At 43.8% G+C, this 24,136-nt stretch carries 20 protein-coding genes and 2 tRNA genes (1 of these 22 only partly in view); 14 read left to right on the top strand and 8 right to left on the bottom strand.

Going from position 1 to position 24,136, the window contains the following annotated elements; all coding sequences use genetic code 11:
• Positions 1–6 precede the first annotated feature (6 nt).
• The 4 genes from RTL34_RS09210 to RTL34_RS09225 all read right to left on the bottom strand — a co-directional run bounded on the left by RTL34_RS09210 (position 7) and on the right by RTL34_RS09225 (position 5,711).
• The gene (locus RTL34_RS09210) at positions 7–741 is read right to left on the bottom strand and encodes a CPBP family intramembrane glutamic endopeptidase (RefSeq protein WP_312116392.1); all 735 of its coding nucleotides are present in this window, start codon (positions 739–741) and stop codon (positions 7–9) included.
• A gap of 29 nt (positions 742–770) precedes the next feature.
• Entirely contained in the window at positions 771–1,694 is a 924-nt protein-coding gene (locus tag RTL34_RS09215; protein ID WP_312116394.1) for an alpha/beta hydrolase, read from the bottom strand.
• Positions 1,695–1,696: 2 nt separating this feature from the next.
• Positions 1,697–2,779 (bottom strand): signal peptide peptidase SppA, encoded by a 1,083-nt coding sequence (sppA, locus tag RTL34_RS09220; RefSeq protein WP_203172115.1) that lies wholly within the window; start codon positions 2,777–2,779, stop codon positions 1,697–1,699.
• Positions 2,780–2,870: 91 nt separating this feature from the next.
• Positions 2,871–5,711 (bottom strand): ComEC/Rec2 family competence protein, encoded by a 2,841-nt coding sequence (locus RTL34_RS09225; RefSeq protein WP_312116396.1) that lies wholly within the window; start codon positions 5,709–5,711, stop codon positions 2,871–2,873.
• A 102-nt stretch (positions 5,712–5,813) separates the two neighbouring features.
• Here RTL34_RS09225 and RTL34_RS09230 point away from each other — a divergent pair, with 102 nt between their 5' ends.
• A complete protein-coding gene (locus tag RTL34_RS09230; RefSeq protein WP_312116398.1) occupies positions 5,814–6,638 on the top strand; it encodes a YdcF family protein in 825 nt (274 codons plus the stop codon).
• Here the strand turns inward: RTL34_RS09230 and lolD are convergent.
• Entirely contained in the window at positions 6,635–7,312 is a 678-nt protein-coding gene (lolD, locus tag RTL34_RS09235; protein WP_312116400.1) for a lipoprotein-releasing ABC transporter ATP-binding protein LolD, read from the bottom strand. The two genes, RTL34_RS09230 and lolD, sit on opposite strands and share 4 nt — an antisense overlap.
• 9 nt (positions 7,313–7,321) lie before the next feature.
• A complete protein-coding gene (locus RTL34_RS09240) occupies positions 7,322–8,557 on the bottom strand; it encodes a lipoprotein-releasing ABC transporter permease subunit (protein WP_040403462.1) in 1,236 nt (411 codons plus the stop codon).
• Between the two features lie 479 nt (positions 8,558–9,036).
• Between RTL34_RS09240 and RTL34_RS09245 the strand changes: the two genes are divergently transcribed.
• Entirely contained in the window at positions 9,037–10,014 is a 978-nt protein-coding gene (locus RTL34_RS09245) for a hypothetical protein (protein WP_312116402.1), read from the top strand.
• A 272-nt stretch (positions 10,015–10,286) separates the two neighbouring features.
• Positions 10,287–10,550, top strand: coding sequence for a hypothetical protein (locus RTL34_RS09250; protein WP_312116404.1), 264 nt, complete (start codon positions 10,287–10,289; stop codon positions 10,548–10,550).
• A 52-nt stretch (positions 10,551–10,602) separates the two neighbouring features.
• Here the strand turns inward: RTL34_RS09250 and RTL34_RS09255 are convergent, their stop codons facing one another.
• A complete protein-coding gene (locus RTL34_RS09255) occupies positions 10,603–10,992 on the bottom strand; it encodes an SCP2 sterol-binding domain-containing protein (protein WP_036597947.1) in 390 nt (129 codons plus the stop codon).
• A gap of 523 nt (positions 10,993–11,515) precedes the next feature.
• Here RTL34_RS09255 and ccoN point away from each other — a divergent pair.
• From ccoN to ccoP, 4 genes are read left to right on the top strand one after another with little or no spacing between them, the layout of a single operon-like run.
• Positions 11,516–12,988: a cytochrome-c oxidase, cbb3-type subunit I gene (gene ccoN, locus RTL34_RS09260; RefSeq protein ID WP_203172121.1), complete on the top strand. Its 1,473-nt coding sequence runs from the start codon at positions 11,516–11,518 to the stop codon at positions 12,986–12,988.
• A gap of 10 nt (positions 12,989–12,998) precedes the next feature.
• Positions 12,999–13,616 carry a cytochrome-c oxidase, cbb3-type subunit II gene (gene ccoO / locus RTL34_RS09265; protein WP_065252990.1) on the top strand — a complete coding sequence of 206 codons (618 nt, stop codon included), beginning with the start codon at positions 12,999–13,001 and terminating at the stop codon, positions 13,614–13,616.
• Complete coding sequence (locus RTL34_RS09270; protein WP_050325699.1) at positions 13,616–13,789, top strand: cbb3-type cytochrome oxidase subunit 3; 174 nt, start codon at positions 13,616–13,618, stop codon at positions 13,787–13,789. Before ccoO ends, RTL34_RS09270 begins: the two co-directional genes overlap by 1 nt.
• Positions 13,786–14,964, top strand: a complete 1,179-nt coding sequence (gene ccoP / locus RTL34_RS09275; protein ID WP_312116406.1) for a cytochrome-c oxidase, cbb3-type subunit III — start codon at positions 13,786–13,788, stop codon at positions 14,962–14,964. The genes RTL34_RS09270 and ccoP overlap by 4 nt, the downstream gene beginning before the upstream one ends.
• Before the next feature lie 90 nt (positions 14,965–15,054).
• On the opposite strand, the gene RTL34_RS09280 is transcribed toward ccoP, so the two are convergent.
• Positions 15,055–15,408 (bottom strand): Spx/MgsR family RNA polymerase-binding regulatory protein, encoded by a 354-nt coding sequence (locus RTL34_RS09280; RefSeq protein ID WP_312116407.1) that lies wholly within the window; start codon positions 15,406–15,408, stop codon positions 15,055–15,057.
• Between the two features lie 95 nt (positions 15,409–15,503).
• Between RTL34_RS09280 and leuS the strand changes: the two genes are divergently transcribed.
• The 7 genes from leuS to RTL34_RS09315 form a co-directional block, all read left to right on the top strand.
• A complete protein-coding gene (gene leuS, locus RTL34_RS09285; RefSeq protein ID WP_312116408.1) occupies positions 15,504–18,164 on the top strand; it encodes a leucine--tRNA ligase in 2,661 nt (886 codons plus the stop codon).
• A gap of 131 nt (positions 18,165–18,295) precedes the next feature.
• On the top strand, positions 18,296–18,862 hold the full coding sequence (locus RTL34_RS09290; RefSeq protein ID WP_312116410.1) for an LPS-assembly lipoprotein LptE: 567 nt from the start codon (positions 18,296–18,298) through the stop codon (positions 18,860–18,862).
• 41 nt (positions 18,863–18,903) lie between these two features.
• Positions 18,904–19,923, top strand: a complete 1,020-nt coding sequence (gene holA / locus RTL34_RS09295; RefSeq protein ID WP_312116412.1) for a DNA polymerase III subunit delta — start codon at positions 18,904–18,906, stop codon at positions 19,921–19,923.
• Between the two features lie 293 nt (positions 19,924–20,216).
• Positions 20,217–21,527: an efflux RND transporter periplasmic adaptor subunit gene (locus tag RTL34_RS09300; RefSeq protein WP_312116414.1), complete on the top strand. Its 1,311-nt coding sequence runs from the start codon at positions 20,217–20,219 to the stop codon at positions 21,525–21,527.
• Between the two features lie 96 nt (positions 21,528–21,623).
• A complete protein-coding gene (locus tag RTL34_RS09305) occupies positions 21,624–23,606 on the top strand; it encodes a MacB family efflux pump subunit (protein ID WP_312116416.1) in 1,983 nt (660 codons plus the stop codon).
• Positions 23,607–23,861: 255 nt separating this feature from the next.
• A tRNA-Lys gene (locus RTL34_RS09310) sits at positions 23,862–23,937 on the top strand.
• A 144-nt stretch (positions 23,938–24,081) separates the two neighbouring features.
• Positions 24,082–24,136 (top strand) — tRNA-Lys (locus RTL34_RS09315); it runs 121 nt beyond the window's last position.

The raw sequence follows: 24,136 nt of genomic DNA on the forward strand, positions 1-24,136 counted from the left end.
AAAAGACTAGCCGTATAAATACTGTCCCATCGCCAAGCCATTATTCATCATATGCAACACCACAGGCAATAACAGTGACCCTGATATGATACGCCCATAGCTAAATAACATCGCTAGACAAAAAATCCCCAACAACTCGACCACACCGTATTGCATATGAATCACCGCAAATACAATACTAGTTAGCACACTGGCGCCCCACATACCAAGCTTTGAGCTGGCAAGCCCTGTCCACATAAACCCGCGAAATATCACTTCTTCATAAATCGGCGCAAATACCACCATCGCCAGCACAAGCAGCCACCGTGGATGTGCGGACTCAGCAAGATTGTCCATAAACATCATGGGCTCGCGACCCAGCCAGACGGTGACTAGGTTGATGATAACATTTAGCACAATCAGCAGCGCGCTACATTGTAACAACTGATACCAAGTAAAGGGCTTGAGGGCAAGATAATCTTTGATACGGCTGTTTTTAAATCGGATAAACAAATAAACGCAGCCGAGCACCATGGCTAAGGTAAAGCCTAGCGCTAGACTCATTAAGGTGCCGTTTTCACTGCCCTGCAACACTTGTTCAGCGATATCCAAATTTGCGGCATCTTGTAGCACCCATGGTGCAAATAACACCACGCCAATCAATTGACTGGCAAAAAACACCGCTAATAACACCATAGATAGCACAATGGTCTTTGGCAAATCGTAGATGGGGGTACTAGGCTGTAATGATAAATTTTGCACATTAAACCCTTTAATGGATGTTTGTGTTGTTACCGGATATCATGATTGACTGAGTGAATAAGCGCTTTGATTCGTTCAACCGTACTGGCTGGGTATTCTAACGGGAACATATGTCCGCCTTCATGCACTTCAAAATCAATGCCCATACGCTGTTTGACCAGCGCAGGGAACCCTCGTTTGAGAAACAGGCTGTCTTTACCAATTATTTGCTTGGCAGGGACAGCCGGCGGATGGTTAGGTTTTTGCCAGTAAAGTGAGGGATTAGTGCGAAACACCGCTACTTCCACCGCTTTTGGAATGGTAAGCGTCACTTGGCCATCTGCCGTATCAGTCAAGCCATAACGAATAAAATCATTAAAACAGCGCTCATCAAAGTATCGATAGAATGCCTTATGCCGCAGATGCTCGTAGGCGACTTCACGGCTTGGCCACGTGTCACGGCGATGGCTTGATAGACCTGCAGGCGTGAGCCTATCTACCAACCGTGGGCTAAAGCGTTTTGCCCAATGCAGTGCCATCGAATAGTAGCCATGAATGAGCGGTGGGTCTAAGGCAATCACTTGGCTAAATAGCTCGGGCGCCTCATAGCTGGCTTGCAGCGTGCACAATGCACCAAGCGAATGCCCTAGCCCGATGACCTTGGTTTGCCCGCGGGCGCTTAAGTGCGCTTGGATGCTATCAATCACTTGTTGGGTCAGTTTTTGCCAATGATTGTCAACCGGATAACGCGGGTCAATGCCTAACGCTGGAATATAGACAATATCAAATTCATCACTCAGCAAATCAAACAGAGATTGATAGGTTCGTGATGGAATCCCATTGGCATGTGCAAAGTGTATCAAGGGTTTTTGCCCTGCCTCTGCTATCGCTGTTATGCCCTGTATGCCTGTCGCTAGCGTTGGCGCAGAGGGCAAACCAGTAGCTAAAGGATGCTGGCTCGTCTTAGATGACATGGTTATTGCATCCCTTTGTCATTTGCAGCCGCGTGGGTTAATTGGCTGGCAAAGCCTTTGGAGACCGTTTCGCCAAACCCATAGCCGATTTGGCTGGCAAATTTACCCAACACTTTTTTCACCGGGTCTTCTGGGTTATATTCCACGACATTGTCTAGTTTTAGCTGAGACTCAAGGGTGCTGATGCCGCCTTTTTTATCTGCCAAACCGAGATTAATCGCTTGCTCACCACTCCAGAATAACCCAGAAAAAAGCTGATTGGCGTCAGGGTTTTTGAGGCGATTGCCGCGACCTTGTTTGACAGCATTGATAAAATGGGCGTGGGTGTTATCAAGGACACCTTGTACATGTTGGCGCTCAAACTCGGAGAGCGGGCGGCTCATGCTTAAAATATCTTTGTGCGCACCGGCTGTCATGGTGCCATCTTTAACGCCTAGTTTATCCATCAAACCTTGGACATTGTAGCTTGGCATAATCACGCCAATTGAGCCGACCAAGCTTGAGGGATTGACCCAAATTTCATCTGCCGCAGATGCGATATAATACGCGCCCGAAGCACCCATATCTTCGATAACGGCATACAGTTTTTTGTTAGGATGCGCCTTTCTTAATTCGGTCATGGTTTGCCAGATTTCATCGGATTGTACAGGCGAGCCACCCGGTGAGTTGATGCGTAATGCTACCGCTTGCGCTTGGTCGTTGTTAAACGCTTCTGTCAATGCCTCGCCCACCGCTTGACTATTGGCTTCATTGTCGCTGCTGATAACGCCTTTGACATCGACGACGGCTAAATGCGGTTTGCTCATATCGATATCACTCATGCCACTTTTGGCAGAGCCACTACAGCCTTTTGCCACTACCGCGCCAAATAGTAGCACATACCCCAAGGTGATAAGCTTAAAGAAAATACCCCAGCGTCTTGCACGGCGCTGCTCCACAAGGCTTGCCATCAGGGTTTTTTCTAGCAATTGCCATTCTTTGCCTGCGTATGGCGCATTGGGTGGCAAGTTTTGTGCATGGTTTGGTTGAACAGGTGGCTTTGACTGTGAGGGTTGGTTGGGATCGGGTGGCCAATTATCTGACATAAAAGTTCCTTAGCAATAGGTAATTTACCGCCCATGATAGGGGGAAGCGGTCAAAATTACAATCACTGCCTTGTAGCCAAATCGTCAAGTATCAGTCCGTATCATCTGGGGTAAGCGTGTAAATTACCGCGCCCACTTGATCGGCATACAGGACTTCGAATGGGTGGTCTGCAGGCTTATCCACTGACCAACTAGCCAGCGATAATTGGCTATCTTCGCCCAGTTTTTGCGACTTATACGCGCCTGTGACCACATGCAGTAAGGAAGGTTTAGTCAACGCTAGCCACGATGGTTTAATGGATAACGTATAGGGCTGAATGAGTAAATGGGTCGCCGACACCGTGCATAATTTTTCAGTCATTTGCATGGGGATATCGCTATTTCCTGCCAACATCAGCACATCGTAGGGCTTTCTAGTTGGTGGCTTGAAACGAATGTGAATATAACAGGTTTGGGTCGCTAGCTTTTGCTCATCGGTTAAGGCTAAATCCAAGTGCCATCCCGACACCGCTGTCACTTCCAAGCCATCTTGTTGCCAACGTTGGGCGGTTTGGCAGCTGCGGGGTGTAATCGCACGAAAACTTGCAGATACAGCCTTATCTGTCACATCAAGCCTGCTGTGTTCGACATCATACCCTGCCAGCCAGTAGGCTTTAATAGGTACATGGGTTGCCAGTTGTTGCACCAGCTCATTGACACGAACACTGGGCGTTTGACTAATCACGCCAGTTAATCGGTGAACCTGCTGATTTGCCAACAGCGGATAAATATCACGGTTCAACAGCGAACTGATTTCTTCATCAACTGCAACATTACGGATAGCTGGTTTGGTTTTCAAAAAATTGGGTTTATCCGCCTGAGCGGCTTTGATTTGGTTATCGGACAAAATAAGCCAGCTATCATCGCCTTTCTTTAACAAACTGATCACCAGTTTAGGGTTATCACCAACTGCTAGAGTCGGTTTGTTGTTACTTAAACTTCGCTGCTGTAGTGGCAATAATATCAACAGGATAGCCAGTGGCAACATCAGCATTCTAGGCAACAAGCCTTTTAACAACCCCAGTAACGCAATGAACAAACACAGGACAAGCTGGGTTTGTGACAAGGCGAAAAATGATTGTTTGGCAACACCCATGTCGATAAGTTGCTTAAGTAAAAGATGAAATACATTGAGCATAGTGGTGAGTATCGACCAAATGATTTGGCTCAGCCAATCGCCCACCACAGGTAGCCAACTAACGACGCCTGCCAACATATCTAAGGGTACAACCACCAAGCCTAAAAATGGTACGGCTAGCAAGTTTACCAAAATGCCAATGACTGATACTTTGCCAAAAAACCACACCACGATGGGCAGCATCCAAATAAATAGCCAAATTTGTAGTTTTAGTAACGCCTTGAATTGATGGCTTATGATTTTAACAAAACTACTCAGCACGTCGCTGCGTGCCGTAGGCGCTAGTAACTGACTAACATCCTTAATTTCAGCGGCGCTAACTGTCCCTATTGTCTCGCTAAATTTTAACAGTAAAACCACCGCCACAAAGGACAACCAAAACCCTGCTTGCCCGACTGCGGTCGGTTCTAGCCAAATCATGCCTAGCGCAACCCACGCCAACAGCCGATAAGCAGAAAAATTAACCAATAACTGTTTCGACAGCGTGAGCAGTAACAGCATCCAAAATGTCCGCTGGGCAGGTATCTCAAACCCCACCAGCAGCGCATAAAACCCTGCCATCACTACACTCACCCAGAGTACCAATAAACTACTCGGTAATTTGACCAACAACTGCGGCGCAAGCCACTTAAAAATCCATAATACAAAAACAGATACGATAGAAGCTAGCATCAGCACATGCGGGCCTGAAATTGCCAATAAATGGCTAATCCCCGTGATTTGATAGCGATTCTTAAGGTCGCTATCCATTAGGCTTTTATCACCGGTTAACAGTCCCAATAAGATTGCATGGCTTTGGATAGTGTTCTGAATGGAAGTTTCACCAGAACTTTTAAGCACGGGTTGGGCAATATCGGTATTTTTAGCATTGACTATAAGCGTCGATTGTTTCAGCAGGGTTCTATGCAAATTATCGAGGATTTTTTGGCGTAGTTGCCAGCGCAATTGTTCAATAGCAATAACCATAAGGTCTTTCACATGGGATGCGTTAAATTCCCGTAGGCTCGTTTTTTCAATACCGATTATTACTCCCTTTGCTTGCACCCCACGCTGCCTTAACCATTGCGCTTCATCAAATCCTAGCGATAGCGGTTTGGCATGGTGGGGTAAGCTTGTAGGCTTAGGCTTTGCAATGGGCTCAAGCTGTAATTTTACGTTAAGCTGCATGCCAGGTCTTAATTGCGACAAGGTCGCTTCCCATTCAGGGTTGTCTTTGATGTTAGCGGTAATGAGTGCCGTTAGCGGTGGCCGGGGGGTTGCTGACGATGCATCAGCATCACCGTCCTTATCAACGCGGACTTGCAGAATTTGTTTGATGAAACCATTGCCAATCAGGACAGTATCATTTGATAATGGGCTCATTTGCGTCACCGTATCGCTGATTTGATGCGATTCAACGATAGCATCCACTGTGAGCGCTGAGGGCAATAACGCGTTTTCATACCGTTTATAATGATAAAAACCATAACTGGCACTCAACATGAGCGTCAGCAAAAAGATAAAGCTTGATAATAACGGTAAGGCAAAACGGTAGGCGAATGCAAGGTTTGGCGATGCTCTTCTTAGCTGTTTACGGTTGCAGCCATGGTATAAACCTACATTGATTAGCAGCGCTATCAAGAGGGCTACTAATAAAATCTGCCAAATTTTTGCATCATAACTGGCTAGCGCAGAACCTGTCATCAAGGGTTGGTTTGCTAGTGTATTGACAACTAAAAACCCCAACAAACTGGCAACTGTGATGAGCCAAATCATGTTTCATCCTTGATAAAGATAGCGATAGCCCGCTACTTCCCTTACAATTATCGAATGAACGATATAGTAAAACAAATAGCAACTTTTGGAAATTATTAATCGATGTTGACTCAATTTATTAGCAGCAATGACAATGCCTCAGCCGTAGGGAAAAAAAGTATCCAAATCAGTCTAGGGATTGCAGGATTGATACTGGTTGTTGACTGTGGGCTATTGCTGGCCAATCGTGTTTTTCATATTGGCACCCTAGTGCCATTGGGCATAGGGCTAATTTTTTTAGGTCATGCGGTGTACTGGGAGCGTATCCAACTTTATTTGGCGTCACAGCCGTCATTAAAAAAACTATGGCAGCTGGTTTGGCTATTATTTTTTGTCTGGTTGATAAGTTTTTGTATCTTTGTCAGCTATTTAAAACAGCACTTTAACACCGATAACCATCCTAAAGCAGCGCAAGCGATTATTGTCTTAGGTGGCGGAACAAAGGATAATAAGCCGACCGATGCGGTAAAACTACGTTTGGATAAAGCATCTGAAGTCATCAGGCGGTTTGCAAACGCACTTGTGATAACCAGTGGTGGTTTTGATGCAGGGGAGGATGTCAGTGAAGCCAAAGCGATGGCGGACTATTTACATGACACCTATGGTATCAGCTTGGCGCATATTGCGCTTGAAGAACAAAGCACCAGTACCGAGCTTAACTTTGTCCATAGCAAAAAGATTTTAGCGCAGCAAGGGATTGCCTTAAATCAACCGATAATCGCAGTCACCAGTGATTTTCACACCTTGCGCGCAAGCCTTATTGGCAAACGACAAGGATATACCAATTTACAGGTGGTCGGGTCTGACACCCCTTGGTATATCCGTCCAAATGTGTGGTTTCGCGAATACTTTGCTTTTATCAGCGGTTGGCTACTCGATGAGTATTAAGCCACCCACGTACCATTTTGCAAGGCTAATTGTTTATCCGCCAACTGTGCCAGTTGCCGGTCATGGGTGACCATCAACAGCGCGGTATTAAAATCTTTTTGTAGTTCTGATAAGATTTCAAACACCGCCTGCGCATTGGCATAGTCTAAGTTCCCTGTGGGTTCATCTGCCAGTATCAATGAAGGCTTTGTCACCAACGCCCTAGCAATCGCCACCCGTTGACGTTCACCGCCAGATAGCTCGCCTGGGCGATGCGTCAACCGATGCCCCAACCCTACTTTTTCCAATAATTCAATAGACTGTTGACGCGCCGTTGCGATTGGCACTGCTTTTCGCATCAATAGCGGCATTGCTACATTTTCAATGGCAGTAAACTCCGCTAACAAATGGTGAAACTGATAGATAAAGCCCAAATGCTGGTTACGAAGCTCACCGCGCTGGGTTTCATTGAGATCATTGATGCGTTGCCCATGTAACCAAACTTCCCCACTGGTCGGCACATCTAAGCCACCCAAGATATGTAGTAAGGTACTTTTACCCGACCCGCTAGTGCCAACAATAGCGATGCGCTCGCCACTGTTAATACTGATATCCAAATGATTGAGCACATTGGTGATGGTTTTACCATCTTGATAGGTCTTGGTGATATTGTTTCCTGTTAAAATCGCCGTCATGGCTCACTCCTATTCATAACGCAATGTTTGAGCCGGTTGAATGCTAGCTGCTCGGCGTGCTGGATAAATGGTTGCCACAAAACTTATTACCAGTGAGGCTGCCACGATGATGGCTACATCTTTCCATTCAAGTTGTGAAGGTAAATAGTTGACAAAATACGCATCAAATAAATGTAACCCAAATAAATTATTGATACCGCCTACCACATCGCTCACGGTCAACGCTAAAATCACGCCCAAAATAGTTCCCGCGACGGTACCAATCACCCCGATAAACAATCCTTGCACCATAAATACTTGGGTGATGAGCTTAGGCGACGCACCAAAGGTTTTTAAAATCGCAATGTCCGCCTTTTTATCAGTCACCAGCATCACCAAGGATGAGACAATGTTAAATGCAGCAACCAAAATAATCAAAAACAGCAACAACCCCACCATAGCTTTTTCCATTTGGATGGCTCCAAATAAATTCCCATGCGTTGATGTCCAGTCACTAGGCATAAGCATATTGGGTGCAAGGCTCGCTGCTTGCTGAGCCACTTGTGGTGCGGCAAACAAATCTTTTAGCTTCATGCGAATACCTTGCGCTCCCGCAGGCAGACGCAATAACGTAGCTGCATCATTCATCGGGATGAATGCCATAATATTGTTGACTTCAGGGCTGATGTCATACACCCCAGTGACGGTAAAACGTTTGAAGCGCGGAATCACCCCAGCAGGCGATGGTGAGGCTTCTGGTAACACCAAGGTGACCATATCGCCTTGTTTCACCCCCAGTGAATCCGCCATTTGCTTGCCAATCACAATGTCAAATTGACCTGCTTTTAGACTATCGACACTACCACTCTCCATATGCTGATGAATAATCGAGACTTTTTTCTCATAGCTTGGCTCAATACCTGTCACCATGATACCAGCAACTTGTCCATTCGCGGTGAGCATACCCTGTAATTGGATAAAAGGTGCGACGGCTTCAACTTTGGGGTTTTTTTGAATCGTTTGCGCCAGTGTCTGCCAGTCTGGGATAATTTCACTCGCAGTGACAGTGGCTTGCGGCACCATGCCCAAAATACGACTCTTAAGTTCGCGGTCAAAGCCATTCATCACCGATAACACAGTAATGAGCACGGCGACGCCAAGCGTCAAACCCACCATTGAAATCAAAGAAATAAAAGAAATAAATCGGTTACTTCGCTCAGCACGGGTATACCGTAATCCTAAAAACAAAGCCAACGGTCGAAACATAGCATTCCTAAAAATTATCACTATTTTGATGATACAAGCAGGCAAAGAAATAACTTATTTCAAAACCATTATTCAAGCCTGCTAAAAGCGTGTTAGTCTGACACACTTTTTTACCATTTTGGCAAAAGTTTTTTTGCAATTTTGCTAAAAATTCGCAGAATCAAACATAACTGCGCAATAAATTGTGGATGTTTTAAGCAAAATAAGGTGAAAAAATTCTGCATGTCCCCATTAACATAGCAGAATTAAATTTCATCCCTGCTTAATCAAGGGTTAATCCATTGTTAACAGATAGGTTAATAGATGATACTCGTTAATTTAATCTGGATGATTTGAAGGCTGATATTAGCCTATTGATAGCTGATAATGTAATCATTAAAATTTTGATAAATATCGTGACAGCTGTTTAGTTTATTCAGTGTGTTTGCAGTATAAGCCTGTTGTTACTGATAAACCTGTTGTTACTTAAAGGACGTCTTATGACCAATACTCACCAACCCTCTTCTTCAAATGCCCCCAATACGATTAGTCTAAACTGTGATCAAGTGGTTGGTCATGCAGATCACTGGTCATGTTTTACCAACAATATTCCCGATGACGTCCCAAATTGGTTGCAATCGCATATCGATACTGCCACCATGCCTACCCCACTAAAGGCTACCAACGCCACGCCTTCGCATATTTTACTATCGGGTAATCAGCCAATTCATGTCAATCAAGTGATTGAAATTGATAGCAATCGCTCACCCAAACGTTTGATTAATGCGTTTCCTTGTGTCAATAGTCCGTATGGGCAATGGGTCACTATTGAAGGTGTATATAAATGTGACAATCAGATAGAGGCGATTTTGCGCTTAAAAACTGATGACAATACCGTGTTGTATGTATTTGACCAGTATTATGCCATCAATGCGCACAACTATGAAAAAAATCACCGCTACTTAGTCAATCTGAGTGCATTTGCTTACACCGTAAGCTTGAGTAACCGCTCAGAAACCATTGTGGTTGATGAGCCTGAAGCGATTCGCTATCACCGCGCTTTTAATGATATTTTGACCAAAAATAATAACGTTGCCCCAAAAGACCTTGAAGCCCAAATCGCCGCTTGGCAACCTAGCGAAAACGACTTGCCGCTGGAGCCAATTGAAATCAATGTCGGTCATATGTGTGCTTATTTATTTGGTGAAACCATCGGGCAACAAGATGAGGCGTGGTGCCAAGGTCAAATTATTGGCAAACAGACTACCAGCTTTAATGGGGTTGAATTTGTATTGCTTGATGTGGTGATATTACGTGAAAGCCTTGATAATCCTGTCGTTATTCGTTTAGCGGTCAATGCCGATAACATCGATGCAACCATTCAAGTCAACGATTATATTCAAGCCAATATTTGGCTACAGGGGACTATTTTTATGGAAAACCAGAAAAAAGCAGCCACCAATTATAGAGCGTTTTAAGCCTTTCCCCTGTAAGATTATTGATTAATTTTCTTGAAGCCACTGCCCACTATGACAGTGGCTTTGTTATTTTGTAAATAAATGTAAATTTAGCGCGTTATTTTATTTAATTCATTGAATTGACTACAATTTTATATTATCGTTATTTTAAATTTGATTTTAATCAATTTTTATCAATCAACGTCATAAATCCTATAGTGGCTCAACAGCCTACCTAACATTATCCGCTAACGTTTATGAGTGTTCTATCAGTTATTTTGGGAAGATGACCCATGCCAAATCAGTCGACTAAATCCGCAGTTTCTACTTCAGACGCTATCCAAGCCCAGACTGGATTGGTAAATCACAGCCCACTCCCACTATCTGCTCAAACCACCTTAGCCACTCAAACTAGCCCAGTCAATGGGCTGATGGTTTATACCACAGGTTTGCTACTGTACCCCACCCAAGCACGCGATAAAAAAAATCACCGAATATTATCGATGATTTTCTTTGTGCTCGGGGTGTTAGTGATATTTCGCTTAACACACGGATAATGCTCGCAATATCCAAAATTATTTGATAAGCCCGATTATACTTGTGTATTGGTTATACTTGTGTATTGGCTAAGATGTCTTTGAAAAGCTGTTTTTGCTCAGCGCTTGGGCTTGCAGTTTGAATAGACATTAATTGTCCCATATCGCCTTCGACACGGATTTTGCCAGACATAAAGGCTTCCATCGCACGGTTCATATCACGATCTAAAAAGATTGCTTTTAAGGTATCGGCATCCAGTTTTAAGGTGGTTAAAGCGCCATCTTTCAATCCCTGATGAATTGTCCCATCATAAAAAGCGGCATTGACTTCTTGATTGTCGCTATCGGTGACTTGTAAATTAATTGACATATTTTTAATCGCGGGTGGTAGATTTAAGTCACCGGCTTTGTTGGTTAATTCGTCAACTTTATCAAACCATTCTTGTGTTAAAATTTTAGCCATTTTAAATCCTCATTATCGTTAGTTGTATTAAAACTTGTGCATCTTACCGAGATTTTGTATGAATGACAATTCTCTAACCCATAATAAACCGATTTTTATAACAACGATAATGGCGCTCGGTTAACCATTTTTAGCATTGTTACTAGATAGTGTATGGCATGTTAAAAAAATCCCCACAATTTACATGGTTTTTTTTATTTTTCATATTATAATAGTTGGTGTGTAATTTTTTTTTGCGCTATGAACGTTACATTAGATGATATTTAGCAAAGATTAAGTTACAATACTTGGTGAGAATCGTGAGTTTGAGCCTATTTTACTGCTTGTAAATTTACTGTTTTGCGTCAAGATTTAGCCGCTAATTTCTTTAAAATTCATCGTGAAACTAGCCACTAAACAGTTAGCCTATCTTATAAAAAAATAACTAGCGCCAACGTATCTGACCTGATAGTTTTATTGACAGGCACAAAGGAGATTTCTGCTTAAACTTGTTGATAATATAGGCTGTAAAGGAAATCATCGAATGAATTTACAAAACACAGCAATACCTATTACCGATGATTATGAAGTGGACATCATTAAGTTGTTCTCAATCATGGCGGTAGTATATGGTATTATCGGTATGGCAATTGGGGTGTTCATTGCATCACAATTGGCATGGCCTGCCCTCAATTTTGGTATCCCTTGGCTAACATTTAGCCACTTGCGTCCATTGCACACCAACGCGGTGATTTTTGCATTTGGTGGTTGTGCGTTATTCGCAACTTCATATTATATCGTTCAAAGAACGTGTAAAACGCGTTTATTCGCACCTTATCTAGCCTGGTTCACCTTTTGGGGGTGGAATCTTGTTATTGTTGGCGCAATTATTACCCTACCCTTGGGTTTAACCTCAGCGAAAGAATATGCTGAGCTTGAATGGCCCATTGATATTTTAATTGCCGTGGTGTGGATATCTTATGCTATTGTGTTTTTTGGTACGTTATTGAAACGCAAAACCTCGCATATCTACGTTGCTAACTGGTTCTTTGCGGCATTTATTTTGACCATTGCGTTACTGCATATTGTCAATAGTATGGCAATCCCTGTGAGCTTCTGGAAGTCGTATTCGTTGTTTGGCGGTGCAACTGACGCTATGGTGCAATGGTGGTATGGTCACAACGCCGTAGGTTTTTACTTAACAGCCGCGTTTTTAGGTATGATGTATTACTTTGTGCCTGTACAAATCGGTCGTCCTATTTACTCTTATCGTTTATCTATTATCCACTTTTGGGCGTTAATTGCGTCTTATATGTGGGCGGGTGGTCACCATCTTCATTATTCAGCACTCCCTGACTGGGCACAGTCTTTAGGGATGGTATTTTCTATCATTTTATTTGCGCCTTCATGGGGCGGTATGATTAATGGTGTACTTACCTTATCTGGTAGCTGGGATAAACTTCGCACAGACCCTATTATTCGTTTCTTGATTGTTGCACTGTCCTTCTATGCGATGTCAACGTTTGAAGGTCCGATGATGTCAATCAAAACTGTCAATGCGTTATCCCACAATACTGACTGGACCGTTGGTCACGTGCATTCTGGTGCGTTAGGCTGGGTTGGTATGATTACCGTTGGTTCATTATATGTATTGATTCCACGTATTTGGAACAAACAAAAAATGTATTCAACTGATTTAATCACCACGCACTTTTGGCTGGCTACGGCAGGTACTATTTTCTACATCGTATCGCTTTGGATTTCAGGTATTGGTCAAGGTATGATGTGGCGTGCTACAAATCCAGATGGAACGCTGGTATATAGTTTCGTTGATACTGTCTTGTTCTCGCACTATCCTTACATTGGTCGTGCATTTGGTGGTTTATTGTATGTCACAGGTATGGTAGTCATGGCTTACAACGTCTACAAAACTATCACGATGCCAAGCACTAAAACTGTTGAAGTAGCGGATACCACTACACCTGTAGTAGAAACTGCTACCGTAAAACAGATTTAAGGAGAGACTCATGCAACTCAATCATGAAATTATTGAAAAAAACACGGGTCTTCTACTTATCCTAATCGTTGTAGCTATTAGTTTTGCGACTTTGGTAGAAATCGTGCCATTGATATATACCAAAGAAGTTAACCAACCTTTGCCCAATATGAAGCCATGGACTGCCCTTGAGATGGAAGGTCGTGATATTTATATTCGTGAAGGCTGTCACGTCTGTCATACCCAAATGGTTCGTCCTCTTCGGGCTGAAGTGGAACGCTATGGACCTTACTCGCGCGCAGCTGAATCCGCTTGGGATCATCCCTTCTTATGGGGTTCTAAACGTACTGGACCTGATCTTGCGCGTGTGGGCGGACGCTATTCTGATGACTGGCAACGTGAACACTTGATTAACCCACAATCATTGGTACCTGAGTCTGTGATGCCATCATTTGCTTGGTTAGCAAAAAATGACGTTAACCCTGGAGAAGTACAAGCAAAAATGCGTCTATTCCGTGACCATTTTGGTGTGCCTTATAGCGATGCTGATATTGCAGGTGCACCTGATGCGGTACAAGGTAAAACTGAGCTCGATGCTGTTGTTGCATATTTACAACAACTGGGCACTGCAATGAAAGGTCAACGTTAATGTTGGGCACATTACACAGTATCGCAACGGTCGCAGCGTTTATCGCTTTTATTGCGATTGTTTGGTGGGCTTACTCGCCAAAGAATCGCAAACGATTTGAAGAAGATGCAAAACTTGCGTTAGATGACGAAGACCTAACAGGTGCATCACAACGCAATAAGGATAAAAAATGAGTGGATTTTGGAGTTTTTGGATAACCCTATTTTCCATCGCTTGTTGGGCTTGGATTTTGTTCTGGTTAGTCGGTGTATTGGGTTATCGCCCAAAAATGTCGGATGACGGTACTACAGGCCATGAATACGATGGTATCCAAGAGTTTGACCGTCCATTACCAAAATGGTGGTTAGTAATCTTTTGGGGTTCATTAGCTTGGGCACTACTATACATGCTATTGTTCCCATCAGTAATGCCAGGCTCATGGAAAGGTATTACTACGGTAAAAGTAGATGGTCAAGATGTTCCTTGGACCAGTGCTAATGAATTAGCATCCGATCTTGAGCGCAATAATGCTGTATTTACTGGCACGTTCAATGATAAAATCTTAAAAGACAAAGCGGTAACGGCGCAAATTGATAGCCTTGCTAAATTACAAGCGCAGCAAGCTAAAAATGCAGAGCCCAATGCTGAATTAAAATCGCAAATTGATAAAGGTATTGTAGGACTGGCACCTGCCGTTCTAAAACTTTCTCAAGATCCTCAAGCGATTAAAATTGGTCAGCGTTTGTTCTTACAAAACTGTTCAGTGTGTCATGGCTCACAAGCGCATGGTGCACCCGGTTATCCAAACTTGACGGACAATGACTGGATTTATGGCGGTACACCCGATAAAATCTTGTTAACCCTAAATCATGGTCGCGTGGGTGGTATGCCAGCTTGGAAAGCGCAGATTGGTGAAGATGGTGTTCGCGCCGCAGCTGAATACGTACTATCACTATCACCCGGTCATGGTTCAAAAGAAAATGGTCAGTTGAACCAAACTTTGGTTAATCAAGGTAAGGCTATTTTTGATACCAACTGTGCGGTATGTCACGGTAAAGATGCCAAAGGTAACCATGATATCGGTGCGGTGAATCTTACGGATGACATTTGGTTATATGGTGGCGACCGTGAAACGGTTCGTACTACGTTACGTAACGGCCGTGCCGGTGTGATGCCACATTGGGATACCAAATTGGGTAACGAGCGTATTATGTTATTGGCGGCGTATGTTTATTCATTAAGCGATCACAAACAAGACGCTTCTGTGATGACGCCAACCACTGTTGTTAATAAAGAACGTGGTGCAGCCTCTACCCCAGTTGAAACTGCAAATGCGGTAAAATCTGCGGTTGCTAGTGTGGTAAAGTAATTTTTACCCGCCACTTAAAAAAGCGAGTTTTAGTTACTCGCTTTTTTATTGCGGATTGACTTTTCCTTGTCCCTCTTTACTTGCCTAGTTTTACATGCCTAGTTTTTCAAAGGCAGTTTCATCAAAACCAATGATTAACTCACTGTCTGAGACAACAATCGGGCGCTTAATCATACTTGGCTTAGCCACCATCATATCTAACGCAGCATCCACATCTTGATTCATTTGGCCTTTTTGCGCATCGCTAAGGTTGCGGTAGGTTGTACCTTTGGTATTTAATACCTTATCTATACCTGCTCGCTTTACCCAATGGGCTAATGTCGATTTATTTATCGCCTGTTTTTTGTAGTCAAAAAATTCATACTCCAAACCCAGTGCAGTTAATTTATCAAACGCCTTTTTCATGGTGCTACAGTTTTTGATACCGTAGATGGTGATGCTCATATTGGCTCCTTTTTTTATCGCAATTTTTACGGTTTTAGGCTATGCTATGGGGCTTAAAATACTTTCCCATTCAAATACTGCAAATTCAGACCATTATGAGTAATTCAGCTTTAACCAGTCAATACCAACCCCAAGAGATTGAGCCCGCCCAACAACAAAAATGGGAACAACATAATCGCTATCAAGTAAATAATGCGGCATCTGATAAGCCGTCACGTTATTTGCTGTCTATGTTTCCTTACCCCAGTGGTAAACTGCATATGGGACATGTGCGCAACTACACGATTAGTGATGTGTTGAGTCGTTACTATCGGTTAAAGGGTTATGAAGTATTGCAGCCAATGGGCTGGGATGCGTTTGGTATGCCTGCAGAAAATGCAGCGATTGCCAACGCTGTTGCCCCTGCTGCGTGGACGTTTTCAAACATTGATAACATGCGCGCGCAGCTTAAATCATTAGGACTATCGATTGACTGGTCACGTGAATTTGCCACTTGTACGCCTGAATACTACAAGTGGGAACAATGGCTATTTGTACAACTGTTCAAAAAAGGCTTGGTATACAAAAAACTCTCAACAGTGAATTGGGACCCTGTTGATAATACCGTCCTTGCCAATGAGCAAGTGGTGGATGGTCGCGGTTGGCGCTCAGGTGCGCTAATTGAAAAACGCGAAATCCCCATGTACTACTTTAATATCACCGCCTATGCAGACGAGCTGTTAAATGATTTGGATAAGCTAGAAGGTCATTGGCCACAGCAAGTGATTACCATGCAGCGCAACTGGATTGGTCGCTCTGAAGGCATGGAAATTCATTTCCCCTATACCTTAAATGGTGAAGAAAAAACCCTAGACGTGTTCACTACCCGCCCAGATACCTTAATGGGCGTGACTTATGTATCGGTGGCAGCTGAGCATCCACTAGCAAAACACGCTGCCGCGAGCAATCCTGCCCTACAAAGCTTTATTGAAGCCTGCAAAAAAGGCTCAGTTGCCGAGGCAGACTTAGCCAAAGCTGAAAAAATGGGTATGGATACGGGTCTGACTGTCACCCATCCGTTGACAGGTCAGCAAGTGCCTGTTTGGGTCGCTAACTATGTATTAATGAGCTACGGTTCTGGCGCTGTCATGGCAGTCCCTGCGCATGATGAACGCGACTTTGAATTTGCCAATAAATACCAGTTACCTATTAAGCAAGTGATTGACCTGGACGAAAACCATAAGCAAGGTCAACAGTTTGATGCGACGACTTGGCAAGACTGGTATGGCGATAAGCAAAATGGCGTGGCTATTAACTCGGGTGAGTTAGACGGTTTAAATTTTAAACAAGCCTTTGACAACATTTTAACCCAACTTGAGCCAAAAGGCTTGGGTAAAAAAACCATCAATTATCGGCTACGCGATTGGGGAGTATCTCGCCAGCGTTATTGGGGTTGCCCAATTCCGGTTATCAACTGTACAGACTGCGGTACAGTACCTGTTCCTGAAAGTCAGCTGCCTGTGGTATTACCTTTAGATGTGGTGCCCGATGGGCGTGGCAATCCCCTCAACAATCTTGCTTCATTTACCGACGTCAACTGCCCATGTTGCGGCAAGCCTGCCAAACGTGAAACCGATACTTTCGATACTTTTGTAGAATCAAGCTGGTATTACGCGCGTTTTGCCTCACCCAATTATACCGATGGGATGATTAATAAAGTCGCGGCCGATAAATGGCTACCTGTAGATCAATATGTAGGCGGTGTTGAACACGCCGTGTTACACTTACTGTATGCGCGTTTTTTCCACAAACTTATGCGTGATGAAGGCTTGGTGCAGGGTGATGAACCTTTTGCTAATTTACTCACCCAAGGCATGGTCTTGGCGGGTACTTATCTTCGCGAAAATGCCGATGGTAGCAAATCCTATTACTTTCCAGAAGAAGTTGATATCCGCTACAACGATAAAGGTCAGCCCATTGAAGCGACCTTAAAAGCCGATGGTCAGCCAGTCAAAATTGGCAAAATCGAAAAAATGTCAAAGTCAAAAAACAATGGTGTCGACCCGCAAGCGACTATTGATCAATATGGCGCAGATACAGTTCGACTTTACACCATGTTTACCGCGCCTGTCGACCAGACGCTTGAATGGATTGACGATGGACTAAAAGGTCCGTATAACTTTTTGAAAAAAGTATGGCGTTATACCATCGAGCATGCCGAAACATTGGCACAACAATCTTTAACCGCAACAACGCTATCGGTGAGTGACACCCAGTCGCTGAGTAAAGCCGCTAAAAATCTACGCCGTAAAACACATGATACGATCGGCAAATTAGATGACGCCTTTGGCAAAAACTTGGCGCTCAATACGCCTGTGTCATTTTTAATGGAACTGTCGAACGAACTCACTGCATTTGACATTCATTCAGACAGCGACTTGGCGGTAGCCAATGAAGCACTGTTGACGTTATTGACCTTGCTCACCATGTACGCGCCGCATATGGCAGAAGTCCTACTTGAGGAGTTAGGGCTTGATGTAATGACACTAACCTATCCAGCCGTTGATACTTCAGCCTTGGTACAAGACACTATTACCATGGTGGTGCAAGTCAACGGCAAAATCCGGGGTCAAATGGATGTGGCGCCAAACAGTGATAGCGATTGGTTAAAAGCCGAAGCGAAACAACTCGACAGCGTCGCTAAATTTATCACCGGCGATATCGTCAAAGAAATCGTGGTGCCCAATAAATTGGTCAATATTGTGGTAAAAGCCTAATTGATTACAAGGGCTTATTGGCAACCTAAGCCCTTTTTTACCTTAAAGCTTTATCTTGCAGCTTCATAATAAAGTGTTATCACAAGCAATACCGACAATCATAGATGGGTAACTAACAGACAGGTAACTATATGAATCAGCCATTTCTTCGTATCTTCCTAAGCAGTGTGTTACTGACGCAGCTACCTGCCTGTGGTTTTCATCTACGCGGGTATGATGCGCCTATGTCACAGAATATCCCAACCACTGAGCTGATTTTTAACAACACGCCTGAAGCCTATGCGGTTAAAAATGCGTTAAAAAAACAACTCGACCAACTAAGCATTAACACTCAAGATAGGGTGATTGATAAAAATGCAACCACCCAATCAAATGACGCCTTGCCTGCCAGTATTGAAGTCAAAAACATTCGCCTGCAAAACTACCAGCTACGCGGTATTTTGACCGAAATTCGCATGGTGCTAAGCGCAGAGGTGAGCTATCGCGCCATTGAAAATGGTCAACCCCGCACGCTGACCAATACGATTCAAGTACAGCGCAGTTATCAGTATGACCAAGGCGTGGTAGCGACCGACAATCCCCAAGCTGAGCAAATTAAAGTATGGTTGTATGACAACCTGGCGCAGCGTATTGCTGACCAATATGTCGCACTGAGCCTTCCAAAAATCACCAAAGTGCCGACCGCCACCACCCCCTAACCTAATTGATACTTAATTGACACCTAATTGATAATACGCTGATGCAGTACAATTTTTTAAATGCCTTTCAACATCTCAAAAATAGCCAAGACCCCGCCACTGGGGTGTGGCTAATGCATGGCGATGAAGATTTGCTGTCACAGTGGCTGATAGAAAAAATGTCGCCCAATTGGCGGCAACATAATATGGCAATTTCGCGCATGGATATTACCAGCGCCAAATCATGGCAAGCGGTTTTGGCAGAGCTGAACAGTCTGTCACTGTTTGACGACAACAAAGCCATTGTCGTTCATAGTAATCATAAACCTGATAAAGAGGCGTTAGCAGAATTAGCGCAATTTGCGACGAGTAATCAGAGCAATTGCTTAGTCATTATCAGTGATAAATACGATAAGAAAAGCCAAAGCAGTGCGTTTTTTTCGCTTTGCGATAAATTTGGTCACGTCATCGAATGTCATCTTTATCAAGAGCAGCAACGCGAACAATTGCTACAGCAACACGCCCAAGATTTTGGGCTCGAACTCACCAAACCCGCTTGGCAAATACTGATGGCACAAACTCAGCATAATTTGCTGGCAGCTTACCAAAGTCTGTGGCGACTCTCCTATCTCTATGCTACAACAGATGCCAATCCTCCTACCCATTTTGTGACCATCGATGAGTCTCAGCTGTTTGATGGGTTGGTGAGTCAATCTATGTTTACCACCTTTGATTTATCGGATGCCATGTTGGCAGGTGATACTGCGCAGGTTGCAAAAATCTTGCAGCAACTCAAAGCCAGTGAAGAACCAGAGAGTCTAGTGTTATGGATGATAGCCAAAGACATGCGCAATATTTTAAGCTTGCAATCAGGGGCAAGTTATCAAAGCCTCGGCATTTGGCAAAGCAAGCAACAGCTGTATAGTAAAGCGCTGCATCGTCATTCCCATGACGCTACCCGAAACTGGTCGGACGCACTGTACCTAGCCGACCAAGCCATCAAAGGTCTGGTGCAACAACCGGCTTGGGAGCTGCTCTACCAACTCGCTTTTCGTCTAGCGGGTCAACCATTATTTCACTAGTTGCTTTAAAAGTTACTTTAAAAGTTGCTTTTAAAAATGCTCCGCAATCTTTGCAACCCTTCAAACAACCCGACCATCAAACCACTACCCTCAAATTTTTAATGCGTTTTTCTTACTCATAACATTTATTTTATAATCCAGCAAGATTATGTGGTTATAATTAAAAATCCTTCCGACTTACCTGTTTTTATTGCAATTTATTCTCATTTAGCTTTTAATGCTCAGTGTTAAAAACTTTATTTGTTTACCTTTAATTTTTTTCAATTGTTTATCCCTTGATAAGGCTTGGCACGATGACCGCTACCCAAAAAAAATGGCTCAAATGGGCAATCTTAAGTTTGATCGTTATTTCACTGGCAGCGTTAGCCTATTGGTACTTTAAACCCAAACCCCAAAAACCCAATTACATCACCGCTAGTGTCGAGCGTAGCGATATTGAAAACAGTGTGATGGCCACGGGCAAAATTGAAGGCATTAAACAAGTGGATGTGGGCGCTCAGGTGTCAGGGGAAGTGACAAAATTGTATGTCGAAGTAGGTGATACGGTCAAAAAGGGCGATGTTATTGCTCAAATTGACCCAGTTACCCTGCAAAATACCTTAGCCGCGCAGCAAGCTACCTTACAGCAAAGCAAAGCGAATTTGGAAAGTGCCAAGTCCGCCTATCAGACCAAACAAGCCGCACTTGCCACAGCGCGAGCCGACTTGAAAGGTAAAATAGCAACCTTGCAACAATCGCAAACAGAATACAATCGCCTAAAATCCTTGCTTGCCATGAATGCCATCTCCAAACAAGAGCTGGAGCAAGCGGATACCGCTGTCAAAACAGCCCAAGCCAATGTAGACAGTGACCAACAAGCGATTGTGACTGCCCAAGCAAATATTGCCTCATCGCAAGCCGATATTGTGAGTGCACAACAAACCATAAAAAAATCGCAAATGGACGTCAATACGGCTGAAAAAAATCTTGGATATAGCCAAATTGTTGCCCCAATATCAGGCACGGTGATTTCTATCACCACCAAACAAGGGCAAACAGTAAACGCCAATCAATCAGCCCCCACCATTGTGACATTGGCAGATTTGAGTAGTGTGCGGGTGAAAGCCAAAATATCAGAAGCCGATGTCGTTAACCTAAAAGTAGGGTTGCCTGTTTATTTCAATATCATTGGACGCCCAGATAAGAAATACCAAGCCACACTGTCGACCATTGGACCTGCGCCCGATGGCACTACCGCCAGTGATTCATCGACGTCAACGGATTCAGCGATTTATTACATTGGTTATTTTACTGTCCCCAATCCCGATGGCGCGCTACGTATCAACATGACAGCGCAAGTCTATATTGTTGAAAATAAAGTCAGTAATGTGCTTAGCGTACCCGCTGCGGCAATCAAAACCGACCCAAAAATAGGCAGTTATGTTGAAGTCGTACAAGCCGACGGTACTACCAAAAAACAAGCGGTCAAAACAGGTGTCACCAATCGTATTACCACCCAAATTCTTAGCGGCGTCAACCAAGGGGATAAGGTGGTTGTGGGTCAAGCAACGGCAAGTAAATCAAGTTCATCGTCTAAAAATAATGGTCGTCCACCGATGATGTAATAATTGGTAGATGATAACCCTAGATTGTAAACGTTGATTGTAACCTATGACGCATGCTAACCCTATGACGCATGCTAACTGTGAGACACACGGCTGATGATAACGCAAGATACCAAACAACCTATTATGGAAGTGAAGGATTTAATCCGCGAATTCCCTGCAGGTGATGAAAAAATTCGGGTTTTACATGGGATTGACTTGACCATTTATGAAGGTGAAATGGTCGCAATTATCGGTCAATCAGGCTCGGGTAAATCCACCTTAATGAATATCTTAGGCTGCCTAGATCAGGCGACTGCGGGCAGTTACCACATCTATGGCAAAGCGGTGGACAAACTCAGCGCAGACGAACTTGCCGAGCTTCGCCGTGAGCATTTTGGCTTTATTTTTCAGCGCTATCATTTACTCGGTGACATCAATGCCCAAGACAATGTCGCCGTCCCCGCTGTGTATGCAGGGATGCCGGTGCGGCAACGTGAAGCGCGCGCCACTCAATTATTAGACGACTTAGGGCTTGCGGCAAAAACCCAAAATCGCCCAAGCCAACTCTCCGGTGGTCAACAACAGCGTGTGTCTATTGCTCGTGCCTTAATGAATGGTGGCGACATTATCCTGGCTGATGAACCGACTGGGGCATTAGATAGCCAATCGGGCAAAGACGTGATGGCAATTTTGAGAAATCTAAATAGCCAAGGTCATACCATCATTATGGTGACCCACGATCCTTCTATCGCTGCCCAAGCCGAACGCGTGATTGAAATCAAAGACGGACAGATTCTTAAAGATTATTATACCGACAATAGATTTGATAAAACCAAAGCGGTTCAACACCTAAATTTTGCCAAAAAGTCTGGTGTTACCGCGTTTTTAGACCGCTTATCTGAAGCCTTTAAGATGTCTGTTTTGGCGATGAAAGCCCATAAAATGCGGACATTGTTAACCATGCTAGGTATTATCATTGGTATTGCCTCTGTGGTATCGGTAGTGGGTCTAGGGCAAGGCTCTCAACAAAAAATTCTCAATGATATCAGCTCCTTAGGCACCAATACTTTAACCGTACGAGATGGCTATAAATTTGGTGACCCTCGCCGTAAATACCATGATAATAATTTAACAGATGCCGATGCCAATGCTGTCGCAGAACAACCTTATGTGCAAAGCGTCAGTCCACAAGTCAGCAGCAATACCGCCACCGCCCGTTACCGTGAAACAGAAGCTTCTGTGAATGTCAGTGGCGTGGGCAAAGATTATCTAACGGTGAAAGGCGAAAAACTCGCGCTTGGGCAAACTTTTAATGACAATAGTATCACCTCGATGACCCAAGATGTGATTATTGATAATAATGCAAAAACCGCCTTTTTTGGCAATGTCAGCGACCCCATTGGTGAAGTGATGTTGGTGGGTAGTGTGCCCGCTCGCGTCATCGGTGTATTGCAGCCATCTGAACAAGCTTTTGGTCCAAGTTCAGACACCCCTACCCTGTATATGCCTTATACCACTGTGATGCGTAGAATGGTTGGCACCAGTCATGTAGATAGTTTTATTGTGCTATTAAAAAATACTATCTCGTCTAGTGCCGCTGAGCAAGCTGTTTCTGATTTGATAGAGCAGCGACACGGCACCGATGACTTTCGTATTCAAAATTCTGATTCAATTCGTCAGACGATTGAATCCACCACAGGCACGATGACATTACTGGTTTCGTCGATAGCCATTATTTCTTTGATCGTGGGGGGTATTGGCGTCATGAATATCATGCTCGTCTCAGTCACCGAGCGCACCAGTGAAATTGGTGTGCGCATGGCAGTGGGCGCAAGACAATCTGATATCATGCAGCAGTTTTTGATAGAAGCGATTTTGGTATGTATCTTGGGCGGGATTTTAGGTATTAGCCTAGCGTTTGGTATCGGCGCTTTAATTAACAAATTTGCAGGGGGTAATTTCCAAGTGGTGTATTCAACCACCTCCATTGTAGCGGCTGTGGTGTGTTCCACTCTCATTGGTGTGGTTTTTGGGTTTATTCCGGCGCGCAATGCCGCGAGACTCAATCCTGTCGATGCCTTATCAGGTGGTGAATAAAAGTTTTATCACCTAGTTAATTAATACCTAGTTAATCCACGTCTAGCCAATCAAGATTTATTTAATCAAGGCTAGATAAGTTAAAGGTATGATAAGTCGATGAATTTAAGCCGCTATCTTGATGCAAATCCTTAGTTAAAAAATTTGTGCAAAAAGGCTTGCAAACTAAGATTTAATGCGTATAATATGCACTCACTTAACGGCAATAGCCAAAATAAAAACGTGAAAATCGTTTTGTATTGCCTTAAAAGTTTTGGATCGTTAGCTCAGTTGGTAGAGCAGTGGACTTTTAATCCATTGGTCCCGCGTTCGAGTCGCGGACGATCCACCATATTTTGAAAGTTTCACAATGTCATTTTATGAATTTGACTTGTGAAATCAAAATTGCTTTGCAATTTTTTAATGCTTTAGCAAATCATAGATTTGCTCTTGCGAAGCTAAAAACGTCTCCCAGACGTTTTCTTAACGCTTCTCAGGATCGTTAGCTCAGTTGGTAGAGCAGTGGACTTTTAATCCATTGGTCCCGCGTT

The organism is Moraxella sp. CTOTU47915 (assembly GCF_031986685.1).
In the GTDB taxonomy this organism is placed as follows: domain Bacteria; phylum Pseudomonadota; class Gammaproteobacteria; order Pseudomonadales; family Moraxellaceae; genus Faucicola; species Faucicola tetraodonis.